General features: G+C 61.9%; 12 protein-coding genes and 1 tRNA gene. All 13 read right to left on the reverse strand.

Features of this window, described 5'->3' with window-relative positions; translation table 11 throughout:
• The coding region (locus tag CVS28_RS03660; protein WP_423716375.1) for a TerC family protein at positions 1 to 508 on the reverse strand (508 nt) is incomplete at its 3' end.
• Positions 509 to 633: 125 nt separating this feature from the next.
• Positions 634 to 1479, reverse strand: a complete 846-nt coding sequence (locus tag CVS28_RS03665) for a Bax inhibitor-1/YccA family protein (RefSeq protein WP_103464204.1) — start codon at positions 1477 to 1479, stop codon at positions 634 to 636.
• A 121-nt stretch (positions 1480 to 1600) separates the two neighbouring features.
• Positions 1601 to 1673: transfer RNA gene (locus CVS28_RS03670), tRNA-Leu, on the reverse strand.
• Positions 1674 to 1741: 68 nt separating this feature from the next.
• Positions 1742 to 2242, reverse strand: coding sequence for a GNAT family N-acetyltransferase (locus CVS28_RS03675; RefSeq protein ID WP_103464203.1), 501 nt, complete (start codon positions 2240 to 2242; stop codon positions 1742 to 1744).
• A 146-nt stretch (positions 2243 to 2388) separates the two neighbouring features.
• Positions 2389 to 3846, reverse strand: a complete 1458-nt coding sequence (locus CVS28_RS03680; protein WP_103464202.1) for an NAD(P)/FAD-dependent oxidoreductase — start codon at positions 3844 to 3846, stop codon at positions 2389 to 2391.
• A gap of 171 nt (positions 3847 to 4017) precedes the next feature.
• Entirely contained in the window at positions 4018 to 5454 is a 1437-nt protein-coding gene (locus CVS28_RS03685; protein WP_103480690.1) for a S8 family peptidase, read from the reverse strand.
• 28 nt (positions 5455 to 5482) lie between these two features.
• Entirely contained in the window at positions 5483 to 6436 is a 954-nt protein-coding gene (locus tag CVS28_RS20095) for a Ppx/GppA phosphatase family protein (RefSeq protein WP_243399678.1), read from the reverse strand.
• Between the two features lie 42 nt (positions 6437 to 6478).
• Positions 6479 to 7162 (reverse strand): DUF501 domain-containing protein, encoded by a 684-nt coding sequence (locus tag CVS28_RS20100; protein WP_243399679.1) that lies wholly within the window; start codon positions 7160 to 7162, stop codon positions 6479 to 6481.
• A gap of 122 nt (positions 7163 to 7284) precedes the next feature.
• A complete protein-coding gene (locus CVS28_RS03695; RefSeq protein WP_103480691.1) occupies positions 7285 to 8022 on the reverse strand; it encodes an FtsB family cell division protein in 738 nt (245 codons plus the stop codon).
• A 185-nt stretch (positions 8023 to 8207) separates the two neighbouring features.
• Positions 8208 to 9488, reverse strand: coding sequence for a phosphopyruvate hydratase (gene eno, locus CVS28_RS03700; RefSeq protein ID WP_103464197.1), 1281 nt, complete (start codon positions 9486 to 9488; stop codon positions 8208 to 8210).
• 258 nt (positions 9489 to 9746) lie between these two features.
• Positions 9747 to 10472: a MazG nucleotide pyrophosphohydrolase domain-containing protein gene (locus CVS28_RS03705; RefSeq protein WP_423716376.1), complete on the reverse strand. Its 726-nt coding sequence runs from the start codon at positions 10470 to 10472 to the stop codon at positions 9747 to 9749.
• The gene (locus CVS28_RS03710; protein ID WP_243399680.1) at positions 10453 to 11679 is read right to left on the reverse strand and encodes an adenosine deaminase; all 1227 of its coding nucleotides are present in this window, start codon (positions 11677 to 11679) and stop codon (positions 10453 to 10455) included. Before CVS28_RS03710 ends, CVS28_RS03705 begins: the two co-directional genes overlap by 20 nt.
• A gap of 33 nt (positions 11680 to 11712) precedes the next feature.
• Complete coding sequence (locus tag CVS28_RS03715; protein WP_243399681.1) at positions 11713 to 12711, reverse strand: DedA family protein; 999 nt, start codon at positions 12709 to 12711, stop codon at positions 11713 to 11715.
• Positions 12712 to 12914 lie beyond the last annotated feature (203 nt).

A 12914-nucleotide genomic window follows, 5' to 3' on the forward strand; every position in this document is an offset into this window, starting at 1 on the left:
AGAGGCGCTTGGCAATCTTGATGATGAAGTTATCGGCGCCCTCATCGCTGCCGTCTTCTTCCTTGAGCAAGTTACCCGCCGTGATCAGCAAGATGATGCCGAAGATGTAGAACATCCAGGACCAAGTATTGATCAGTGCGGCACCAGCGAAGATGAAACCGGTCCGGGCAATCAGGGCAAAGACGATGCCGAACAGCAAAACCTTCTGCTGATCCTCACGAGGAACCTTGAAGCTGGCCATGATGACCAAGAAGACAAACAAGTTGTCAACACTCAAAGCCTTTTCGGTGATGTAACCGGCAAAGTACTCGCCACCCATCGTGGCACCGCCAAACACAAACACAGCGATACCGAAAACAACGGCCAAGCCAACATAGATAGAGGACCAAATGGCCGCTTCACGCAAGGTGGGAATATGCGCCTTGCGGATGTGGAAGAAATAGTCAAAGGCCAACAGGGCCAAAATGACCACAATGGTAATGCCCCAGATCAGGGGTGAAACAGTCATGAGGTTCTTTCGCTAGTTTCGTGTCGGCAGGTTCTGCCATATTCCTGGGAAAAATTTGAGCAATGCCCGGCCCCTGAGACCAGGGGTCGGGCATTCGCCGGTGATATGAAGGGCCTGAGCCGGAATTAGTTGTTGCCGCGCAGGATGGCCAGCAGGCGCAGGATCTCCACGTACAGCCACACAAGAGTCACTGTCAGGCCAAAGGCTGCTGTCCAGGAGTACTTGGCGGGCAGCCCGCGCTGCACACCCTGCTCAATGGAGGTGAAGTCCACAATCAGTGAGAACGCGGCCAAGCCGATGGCCAGCAGGCCAATGACCACACCAAAGGGGATGTTGGTGCCGGGGATGTCCATGCCATTGATACCCCAGGGGGTGGTGGTGACATTGAAGATCATGAGGAAGAAGTTCACCAGCGAGAACAGCGCGTAGCCGGCCAAGGCGATGATGAAGAAACGTGTCATCTTGGGGGTGGCTCGGACCTTGGCGTTGCGGAAAAGCACCAGGGTCACAATGAACACGCTCAGCGTGCCCAGCAGGGCCTGGACCACGATGCCCGGGAAGCTCTGTTCCAGCAGCCCGGACAGGCCACCGAGGAACATGCCCTCAAACAAGGCATAGCCCAGAATCAGCGCCGGTGACGGCTCCTTCTTGAAGGAGTTCACCAGGCCCAGGACCAGGCCAATGATCATGCCCGGCCACATGAGGATGGGAACCATCCAGCCAAGGGCTGCACCAACCAGCACCAGGCCCAAGGTGAAGACAGTCTTCATGATGACGTCGTCGTAGGTCATGCGGCCTGTCTGCGCAGCATTCGCAGAGGGCTTGCTGTACATGTCCTGCAACTGCGCGGCGGAGAACTGTTTCTGGGCGGCCAGGGTGTCAGCTCCACCATTGGCGTAGCCGCGTTGTCCAGCAGGCGCGTCCTTGAAGTTCTTGTTGTTGGCAAAAACCGGATTTCCACCAAGTGCCATGGTTCTGTTTCCTTAGAAATGAGGGGCAAAATGTTTTATTCGGTACTTAGTATTACGTTCAAACTACCGTTTTTGTTCCCTGATACCTCAGGAAACCACCGTGCACGGCGTGGTGTGTAGGTACCCCAGGTCGGACTCGAACCGACACTGAACAGATTTTAAGTCTGGTGCCTCTGCCATTGGGCTACTGGGGCGTAGCTGGCTTGGTTCTCCAGCTGTTAACAACATTACTGGATGGTTGGCCCGCGACTGAAACTGGCATCTAAAGGGCGTTGAATGGCTCCGAATACTTGAACTGTCCATGCAAACCGGGCTTGTGCGCAGCCAGGGGCAGTGCCATGAAATGCGATCCCCACGAAGGGTCCGGTGAGGTGATGCCCATGGAGTCCGCCGGCACAAACCCAAAACGGGGGTAATAGTCGGTGCTGCCCAGCAGAACAAGGGTCGACTCCCCCATTTTGTTGGCCTGCTCAATGGTGGCGTTCATCAGGGCCGAGCCCACACCTTGATTCTGGTACTCCGGCTGCACGGCAATCGGCCCCAGTCCCAGCGATTTCTCGGCACCAATCCAGCCGCGGGTGGTGATCACATGGCCCAGGATTTCCCCGCGATCGGACTCCGCCACCAGCGACAACTCAGGAATGTACTCGCGCGAGGCAAAGAGTTCTCGGAGCAGCTTGGCCTCCACGGGTTCGGGAAAGGCAGCCTTCACCACAGCCAAAATTTCTGGCCTGTCCCCAGCATGCTCGCGTCTGATGATCATAGAAGCAGTCTAGTGCCTGCACCTGTTCGCAAACCGAGAGGCCGTAGGCTCCGCCGCAGTTTGGATGGGATCCACTGGGGAAAGTACGACGGCGGCCCTCCCGCAAGTGGGGAGGGCCGCCGTCGTGCTTGAAACAAAAGGGCTAACTACTTCGAAGCAGTTGCTTCTTCCTTGGCTACCGGAGCATCCGCCTTGGCGGGCTCGGCTGCCGGGGCAGCCTCGACCGGCTTGGCAGCAGGCTTCGGAGCCGGGGTAGCTGCAGTGACGAACGCGCGGCGCGGGTTGTCCAGGAATTCCAGCTGGGCCAAGTCGCGGCCAGCGAAGAAGGCAACGAACCAGTCCATGATGACGCGGAACTTGCGCTCGAACGTGGGCATGGCCAGGCCGTGGTAACCGCGGTGCATCAACCAGGCCAACGGACCCTTGAGCTGGATGCCCATAACCTTGGCAACACCCTTCCACTCGCCGAAGCCGGCAACAGCGCCCAGGTTCTTGTGCTTGTAGCCGGTCAACGGCTTGTTGAAGCGGCTGGCCCACAAGTTCTTGGCCAGGCGCTTGGCCTGACGCAGGGCGTGCTGGGCGTTGGGGACACAGGTACCGTCGGGCAGGCCGCCGGTAACGTCCGGCACGGCTGCAACGTCGCCGGCAGCCCAGGCGTTCGGGATGACACCGAATTCGCCGTTGATCTGCAGGTTGACGTTGACCGAAACGCGGCCGCGGGGCTCGATCGGGAAGTCGGTGGAGCGGACCATGGGGTTGGCCATGACGCCGGCCGTCCAGATGAGGGTGTCAGCGTCAAATTCCTGCGCAACGGACTTGTCCGGGAGGTTGATGAGCTTGATGTTGTTGTTCTCTGCGTTGTCCAAGGACGTGTTCAGCAGAACTTCAACGCCGCGGCTGCGCAAGTGCTCCACAACCCACAGTGCCTGCTTCTCGGTGACCTCGGGCATGATGCGGCCCATGGCTTCGACGAGCACGAAGCGCAGTTCGGACTGCTCAACGCGGTTGTTGAGCTTGACGGCCGCGCGGGCCATGTCCTCGAGCTCGGCGATGGTTTCGATGCCGGCGAAGCCGCCACCGACCACAACGAACGTCAGGTGACGCTTGCGCAGCTCGGGATCAGCTTCCGTGGAGGCCAGCTCAATGAGGGAGAGAACCTGGTTGCGCAGGGCAACAGCCTCTTCAATGGTCTTCAAGCCGATACCGGCCTCGGCCAAGCCCTTGATGGGGAAGGTGCGGGTTACGGCACCGGCTGCGATAACCACGTCGTGGTAGGGCAGCTCGATGGGGGCGCCACCGTCAACCGGGGCAATGACTGCCGTGCGGTTCTCGTGGTCAATGTTGGTCACGGAGCCCTGGATGAGTTCGGTGTCCTTCAGGTGCATGCGGTGGGAGACAACCGCGTGGCGGGCCTCAATGTTGCCGCCGGCCACCTCGGGCAGGAACGGCTGGTACGTCATGTAGGGCAGCGGATCGACGAGGGTGACAATGCCACCGGACTTCGCGATCTTCTTCTGCAGTTTAAGCGCCGTGTAAAAGCCGACGTAGCCGCCGCCAACTACGAGGACGCGCGGTCGTGCTGAAAAGGTGGGTGTGATTGCCATATGACCATGATACCGCTCTTTGTGAAAATATTCACTAGCCTATTACACGACGACGTAACGGGCTTGCGCGGTCTCGTCGAGTATGTGCCACTCCGCCTGCCGAAAGGGCAGTAGTTGTTGATGTTCGGCGCAAACATCAACAACTACTGCCCGTTCGGCAGGCGGTGGGGATCAGTGTTTGTGGCCCACTCGTTGCGGCGGGGCCTCGTGGCTGGTGTGGGCACCCCAGGATCCTTCCGAATCCTCATCGGCTCCGTCAGCGCCGTCGGACGCCAGCAACCTGCGCCGGGCCAGCACCAGGTGGGTGCCCCCTGCCACCACAATCACCGCGAACAATCCCAACGAACCCAGGACCAAGGCCCGTGGCCCTGCACTTGAAAGTTCCGCGACAGGGATGGCCACAGGGGCGGCATGTTCGGACAACGTCGCCTTGGGCTGGGGCACGCTCGTGGCCGGCTGGCCGTTGGTGGGCGGCACCACCTCCCCGCGGCGGTGCACGCGAATCCATTCCGCAATGCTGCCCAGCGGGTTCACTTGCACCACGGGGACATCTGCGCTCAGGGCAGCAGCCGCGTCGAGAATCCCATAGCCGTAGATGGCATTGGGCAGCCCCTCCCCCTTGGGCTTGGCGGTGGAGATGATGCGGTTGATGACCTGGGCGGCGGACATGTCCGGGTATTTGGACCTGATCAGGGCAGCCACGCCGGAGACGATGGGCGCGGCGCCGCTGGTGCCGTTCCACTGTGCATAGCCACCCCCGGGCAGTCCGCCCACCAGGTCCTCAGCCGGGGCGCTGACACCAATACTGATGCCTTGTGAGGAGGAATCAACACTGGCTGTGCCGTCCTTGTCCAAGCCACCCACGGCCAAGATGCCCGGAATCGTGGCGGGAGCACCCACCTGTTCGCTGCCGGATTTACGGTTTCCCGCCGCCGCCACAATGACAACATCCTTGGCTTCTGCGTACGCAAACGCGTCGTCCCAGCTTTGCGGCCAGGCTGTTGAGGTGCTGCCCAGGGACATGTTGATAACCTTGGCGCCTTGATCCACGGCCCACTTCACCGCTGCCGGGATCTGATCGTCAATGTTCTTCCCCGAGGGGTTCTCGCTGCCCAGCCACACAGAAACACTGAGGAGCTCAGCCTTGGGGGCCACGCCTATGACGCCGTCGGGGCCTGCCCCCACCGTCTCCTTGGCAGGTGCCGTGCTGCTGGGACCGGCCGTTTTTGTGGGCTTGGCTGTGGGGGTGCTGGAGCTGTGTCCGCGCCCTGCCAGCATGGTTGCCACGAGTGTGCCGTGTTCGGGCTCGGCACCCACACCCTTGGTGCCGTCGGCGGATCCAGCCCCGGACATGTCGGTGCCGCCCACCACGGCGCCGGCCAGGTCCTTGTGGGACTTGTCGATGCCGCTGTCGATGATGGCGATTTTCACGCCTTCACCCTGGGTTTTCTCCCAAGCATTCTCGATCCCGGACTGCTCCAACCAGTACTGCCGGTTGCGGATGTCATCGGCCGATGCTGCCGGGGCCGCCACCAACGCCAAGGTGCCGGCCAGGGCAAGCGTCATGAACGCGGCAGCAAGGGTCCGCTTCCGTGGCGCTAACTCCATGAATGCTCGTTTCCGGTGGGGGGCGGGCTCAGTTTTTAGCCGCACCCAGGGCAATTCCGTCAAGAATATCGTGTTCGCTGGTGGTTACCGATTCCAGTCTCCCACCGTTGAGCCGGGCCACGCGGCGCAGCACCGTGCGCCAAATCAGCGCGCCGGCACCAATGACGTCCACCCGGCCAGGGTGCATGAACCCAAGTTCGGCCCGCTGGGCGCGTGTCATGGCCAGCAGCTGCGAGGCAGCGGCGTCGATCTTTTCCAGAGGCACGACGGCGGCATGAATCACCTCGCTCTGGTAGCTCGCCAACCCGAGTGCGTGGGCTGTGATGGTGGTGATGGACCCTGCCACACCCACCACCTCATCGACCGCGTCGAGTGTGACCGCGGCGAAGACTTCGTCAAGCTTTTCTTCAATGGCAGCGTGTGCGGCCGCAATTTCGGCAGCCGTGGGAGGGTCGCTTTGCAGGTACCTTTCGGTGAACCGCACGCAACCCATGTTGGCGCTCAGTGCACCACTGACACCTTCTGAGTTGCCAATGACAAACTCGGTGCTGCCACCGCCCAGGTCCACCACAAGAATGTTGCGGTTTGCCACGGCGGGCAGCACGCTGACTGCCCCGGCGAATGACAAGCCGGCTTCCTCGGCGCCGCTGACAACCTCAGGGGCCACACCCAGCCGGGCCTGGATCCCGGCCGTAAAAATGTCCTTGTTGCCGGCGTCGCGCGTGGCGCTGGTGGCAACAAAACGCACCCGTTCCACGCCATGGGCGGCAATCAAGGCGGCATAGTCCTGGGTTGCCGCGAAGGTCCGCTCCAGTGCGTCCTCGGCAAGCATGCCTGTCACATCCACGCCCTGCCCCAGCCGGACCACGCGCATTTCACGGTGCACATCCTGGAGCACCGCTCCCCCGTGGTTGTCCGGGACAACGTCGGCAATGAGCAGGCGGATGGAGTTGGTTCCGCAGTCAATGGCGGCAACACGCATGGAAAAGCCTTTCAGGTGGTGTTACACAGCGGGTGGCGGTGGTTACTTCTCGGTGTTGGCGGAATCCGAGGTGGAGTCAGCGTTTCCGGCGGCTTCGGCCTTGAGCTGGTTCAGGTGCTTGACGTGCCGGCTCAGGTCCTTGTTCGGCACGGGCGCCTGGTTGTCCCAGGCCCCTTCGCAGTAGCAGCGCTCGGCGGTCCACCATTCGGCCACGGCGGCAAGGGCCTCGTCACCTAGCGGGTTGACCCCGGGACCGGCCGCCAGTGCGTGGCCAATCAAAACGTGCAGGCACTTGACGCGGGTGGGCATGCCGCCGGCGGAAATTCCCGCGGTCTCCGGAACGGGACCGGTGCCGGCGCGTTCACCAATGGCTTCGCGGGCGGCAATGTAGGCCTCATGGGCGTGCTGGTAGGCAGCTGCCAGTTCCGTGTCAACAGCCAGCCTGTCCGTCATCTCATTCATCAGCCCTGCTGCTTCCAGACGGGAGGCTGCGGCCGTGAGAACAGGGTGGGTGAGGTAATACGTGGTGGGGAACGGGATGCCGTTGCTCAGCCGCGGGGCCGTGGCAGCAACCAGCGGATTGCCGCACACGCAGCGGGCCGGAATCTCCACGACGTCGCGCACGGGCCTGTTGAGCTGGCGGCTGAGGGTGTCCAGGTCCAGCGCAGTGGGGACTCGCCCGTCCGTGGCGGAGCTTTCTGTTGCGGGCACGAGGGGGCCTTTCATGGAACTGAAGTATTGCTGGCGGCTGTGATTCTCACCTGCGCGCCGAACGTCTTGGCATGGCTGTGGGGTTCAACCAGCCATTTTAGCGTGGATGAGCCCACGCCATGAATCTGGCTGGCGGACTACGGCGCCGGCGCGGGCGCCGGTGCCGGTGCTGGGACTGGGGCCGGGGCCGGGGCTGGGGGTTCCGCGGCGGGAGCTTGCACTTCCGCGGACTTTTTCACAGCTCCCCACAGCGCGTCCACCCACGGTTCAACGGTGATTTCCGTGGCCTTCTTGGCGGTTGTGGCTTGCGCGGCAGCGGCCTTGGCGGCATCCACGGAATCCTCAGCGCCAACAACACCATTGGCACCGTAAACCCAGTATCCGGTCTCGCCCGGCATGAGCATGCTGACCCTGTCCCGGGCCTGCTGCTTGATATAGGCGGGGTCGTCCCAGCGCAGCAATTCCGCACTGTAGGCGCTCTGCTGGGCTTCCTTGGCAGCAATATCGTCGCGCAGTGCAGATATCTCAGCCCTTTGCTGCATGTAGGTGTGCACATTGGGGGCCAGGAGCAAGGTCACAACACCCATGGTCAGGCCCAACACCAAAAGTCGGCCCGAGAATCTGCGGGCAGGCACCGGACTGTTGCCGGCGGTGTGGATGACACCGTCCTGGCGGCTTCGACTGGTCGGCGCTGAGGCACGTTGGCGGGCTTGGGGCTCACGTGGCTGGGGGGCACCCGTGGCGGGAGTGGCGCCGGGGCCAGCCTCCGGCGTCGTACTGGACGCTGAAGCTGAGGGAACCTTCTTGGACTCCGGGGCATCACCCATGCCGGCTGTGAACTGCGCTTTAGGCACTGAGGGCCGTCGCGTGGCCATGCTTCTCCTAAAAACCTTGCCCGAAAAAATCAACTGCTGCTGCCCAGTCTATGCGCTCGGGATAACCGATCCGGGAAGCCACCGCGTCTGGGTATCGGATCCTGCCCTGGATACAGCAAAGCCGCGGTGGCTGGCCAAGGCAGGTGTTCCTTGGCTTGGCCAGCCACCGCGGCCGGAGCAGCTATTTAGCCCTTGAAACGCGGGAACGCGCTGCGGCCTGCGTAGCGTGCTGCATCATCGAGTTCTTCTTCGATGCGCAGGAGCTGGTTGTACTTGGCAACGCGCTCGGAGCGGGCCGGGGCACCTGTCTTGATCTGACCGGCGTTGGTGGCAACGCAGATGTCAGCAATGGTGGTGTCTTCGGTTTCGCCTGAGCGGTGCGAGGTGATGGTGGTGTAGCCGGCACGCTGGGCCATGGACACGGCGTCCAAGGTTTCAGTCAAGGAACCGATCTGGTTGACCTTTACCAGGAGCGAGTTAGCTGTCTTGGTCTCGATGCCGCGGGAGAGGCGCTCGGGGTTGGTGACGAACAAGTCATCGCCAACAATCTGCACCTTGTCGCCGATGGCGTCGGTCAGGGTCTTCCAGCCTTCCCAGTCATCTTCATCCAGGGGATCCTCGATGGAAACGAGCGGGTAGTCAGCAACGAGTTCAGCGTAGTAGGCGCTCATCTCGGCGGCCGTCAGGGCCTTGCCCTCGAACTGGTAGGCACCGTCCTTGAAGAATTCGGAGGAGGCAACGTCCAAGGCCAGGCCAATGTCCGTTCCTGCTTCGTAGCCTGCGCGCTTGATCGCTTCCAGGATCAAGTCAAGGGCCGCACGGTTGGAGGGCAGGTTCGGCGCGAAGCCGCCCTCGTCGCCCAAGCCGGTGGAGAGGCCCTTTTCCTGCAGAACAGCCTTGAGGTTGTGGTAAACCTCAACACCCCAGCGCAGGCCCTCGGAGAACGTTGCTGCACCCAGGGGCACAATCATGAATTCCTGGATGTCCACATCGGAGTCGGCGTGTGAGCCGCCGTTGAGGATGTTCATCAACGGAACGGGCAATACGTGCGCGTTGGGGCCGCCCAGGTAGCGGTACAGCGGCAGGCCGGCGGACTCGGCTGCGGCGCTTGCCACGGCCAGGGAAACACCCAAGATGGCGTTGGCGCCGAGCTTGCCCTTGTTGTCGGTGCCGTCCAGCTCCAACATCATGGAGTCGATCAGGCGCTGATCGGTTGCGTCGATGCCCTCAAGTTCCGGGGCGATGACTTCCAAAACAGCCTCGACTGCCTGAAGAACACCCTTGCCCTGGTAACGGCCCTTGTCGCCGTCGCGGAGCTCCACAGCCTCAAAGGCACCCGTGGATGCACCGGAGGGAACACCGGCACGGCCCATGGCGCCGTCGGTGAGGAGAACCTCTACCTCGACTGTGGGGTTTCCACGGGAATCCAAAATTTCGCGTGCATGAATGGCTTCAATAAGTGCCACGTGTTGCTCCTAAAAGTCAGCTTTTTACAGTAACGGTTCGACCACGCTGTCGCCTCAATCGTAACCGACGGCGTGACGGGGCACTCTTTGCTACGCTCAGGGCGGCATTGTGGCGGCCAATTTGCCGCACTTCGCGCTGCATGCTCGTGGAAGTCTGAACTTATGCGTAGAACTCAGCGCGAGTTCAGCGCATGGACACTTATGCGGAGAACTCAGCGCGGGTTCAGCGCATAAGTTCAGGGGAGGCAGGGACGCGGGCTAGTTTTCCGCCTGAAAAGAGAGCACGGCAAGGCGCAGGGCACGTTCCGCGTCCAGTCCACGTTCCTGGGCTGCCTGTACGACGCCGAACAGCACCTTCCCGAGCTCGTCCTCAGTTTCGACGTGCTCAGCCAGATGAACGGCCGGTGGCACGGCACCAAGTCCCGCCCGCGCAGCCCGCTCCAGCGACTTCTGCGCCATGGCCAGTGCCGGCAACGACCGCGGAATCCCCGCGAACGGGCTGTCGGGTTGAGCAATCCCGACCACCGGAATTGCCAGCTCCTCAGCGGCCCGTTCTTCGGCCTTGACGCGCTCCCAGCTTGCCTCAATTTCCTCGATGGTGGCTGGAAAACTTGACTGCAGGGTGCCGTCTGGGTGGAAGACGTGGGGGCTGCGCCGGATCATTTTGTCACTGAGCCCACGGGCGACGTCTGCCACGTCGAATTGGCCCGACTCCTGGGCCAGCCGGGCATGGAGGACCACCTGCAACAAGATGTCCCCTAATTCACCGGATATTTGATCACTGTGGCCCGTTTCAATGGCCTCGATGAGCTCATACGATTCCTCCAGCAAGTATGTGGTGAGGGAATCGTGGGTCAGCGCGCCGGTCCAGGGGCAATGCTCGCGCAGGGCCGCAACAACGCCAACAAGGCGGGCCATTTCCAGCTGTGTGGAAGCGGCCCGCCTGTCAGCAGCAGGAACGGAATTAGTCGTCAATCTCGTCATCGTACGCTTCGAAGCCCTCGGACCCGTCGAAGCCCTCAAAGTCGTCGGAGTCCTCAAAGTCCTCCATCTCATCCATGGCGTCCTCGAAGTGCTCAATGATGAAGTCCGCCAGGTGCTCGCGGGCTTCAATGGGCAGGAACGTTGCGTGCACGGCGTTCAAGGTCAGCTCCAGCACCGTGTCCAGGCCGTAGCCAAAGGTTTCCACGAGCAGCCCAAATTCCTGGGTCAGCGTGGTGCCGCTCATGAGCCGGTTGTCGGTGTTGACGGTGATGTTGAAGCCAAGCTGGTGCAGCAGGTCGATGGGGTGTTCGGCGATGGTGGTGCCAAAGGCCGCAATGGCGCCTGTTTGCAGGTTCGAGGACGGGCACAGCTCGAGCGGGATCTGACGGTCGCGTACCCACTGGGCCAAGTCACCCAAGGTGACGGTGCCGACGTCGTGCCCGTCCTCCTCCTGCACGTCCAGGTGGATGTCCTCGGCAATGCGCACACCATGGCCTAGGCGCAGGGCGCGGCCGTGGACCAGTGCGTCTTGGATGCTGTCCAGTCCGGCGCCCTCACCGGCGTGGACGGTGGCGGGGAAGTTGTTCTCGGCCAAATAGGTGAAGGCCTCGGCGAAGCGGGACGGCAGGAAGCCGTCCTCGGCCCCGGCAATGTCGAAGCCCACCACGCCGTTGTCACGGTGGCGGACGGCCAGCTGGGCGATTTCGGCGCCGCGGTCGGCGTGGCGCATGGCTGTGACGATCTGGCCCACCTCAATGTAGCCACCCGCCCCGTCCACAGCGTCCATGCCTTCTTCAAGGCCCAGTTGCACGGCCTCAACAGCCTCATCAAGGCTCAGCCCTGCGCGGAGGTGCTGCTCCGGCGCCCAGCGTACTTCACCGTAGACAACACCGTCCTCGGCCAGGTCCTCAACAAATTCACGGGCGACCCGCACCAGGGCCGAGTGCGTCTGCATGAGTGCAACGGTGTGTTCAAAGGTCTCCAGGTAGCTCACCAGGGAACCTGAGCTGGCTTGCTCCACAAACCAGCTGCGCAATTCTTCGGGGTCGGTGGTGGGCAGTACATGGCTGTTCGCAGCCGCCAACTCAATGATGGTCTCTGGGCGCAGACCGCCGTCCAGATGATCGTGCAGGGATACCTTTGGCAAGGATTTCAGGTCCACAACGGGGATGGACTGGGCTGCTTGCTCTGAAGTTGAGTTAGTCACAATCCCCACTCTAGGGATGAGAGGGGCGCTGCGCTAGTTGGTGCCGGCGCGGGGTGCGCGGGCCGTTGCGGGCACCGGGATGTCATTGCCGGATAGATGGGGCAGCAGCGGAACCGCAGCCGCAGCCCGCCCCGGCGCCTGCGGCAAGGTTCCTCGCGCCTGCGGCAAGGGTTCCTGGTACGTTTCACTGCTGTCAGTTGGAGCGTCAGGCGCGGCGCCAGTTTCCAGTTCTGCCGGGCGCGATTCCGCTGCAAGCTGAGCTGGCACCTCCGGGTGGGCCGCCTGGAATCGAGCCTGGACTTGAGCCTGGGTCTGGGCCACAAGCTGGGCGTTGGCGGCCGCCTCGGCCTGGACCTGATCTGCGTGCTGGGCCGCTGCCAGGCCGGGCTCGGGCCGGGGCGCCAATTTTCCGCGCTTCTCCAAAAAGTGGTGCAGATACTTCATGGCATGATCCACCACAAAGCCAATGACAATGGCAAAGGTGATGGCGATGGCCACACCCAGCAGGGGGTTGTCATGGACCCAGCGTCCGGCAAAGGTACCCACGGCAACCGAGTAGCCAGCCCACGTCACCACGGCAATGCCGTCCAGCAGCACGAAGCGGCGCCACGGGAACCAGGTAGCCCCGGCGGTGAAGTTCACGGCAATTCTGCCCACAGGAATATAGCGGGCAGTAAAGATCAAAATGGCTCCGCGTTTTTCCAGCTCCTTGCCAGCCCAGGCAAATGCCTTGGCTCCACGCGGGCGGCGCATCCAATTAAAGCGGGTGGTGCCGAGTTTGCGGCCCATGAAATACGCAATGTTGTCGCCAATAATGGCGCCAATGGAGGCGCCCAGGATCAGCAGCCAAATATTGGGGTAACCGGTTTTGGCCGAAATGGATGCGAGGGCAACAATGGCTGTCTCGCTGGGCAAAAAGAGGAAGAATCCATCAATAAGGCAGAACAAACTCACTATCGGGATAACCCACCATTGGGCTGCCGAATGGTCGATCACGTAGTTGATCTGCCCCACGATGTGCAAAAAATCCACAGTGGATGATTCCTCTCCTGTGGTGGTTGTCTGCCCTAAGTTTGACACGCGAAAACTTACCCGGCATCCATCTGCAGGACTAGATTACGCAAACGACTTCAGTCCGTGGGATGACTGACTGATTTTGACTGCTTCTTCCCTCCAGCTGGAACAACGTTCATGTTATGGTCACTCACGGCAAGCTCAATGGCTATGTTCAGGAA

Source organism: Arthrobacter glacialis, assembly GCF_002909415.1.
In the GTDB taxonomy this organism is placed as follows: Bacteria; Actinomycetota; Actinomycetes; order Actinomycetales; family Micrococcaceae; genus Specibacter; species Specibacter glacialis.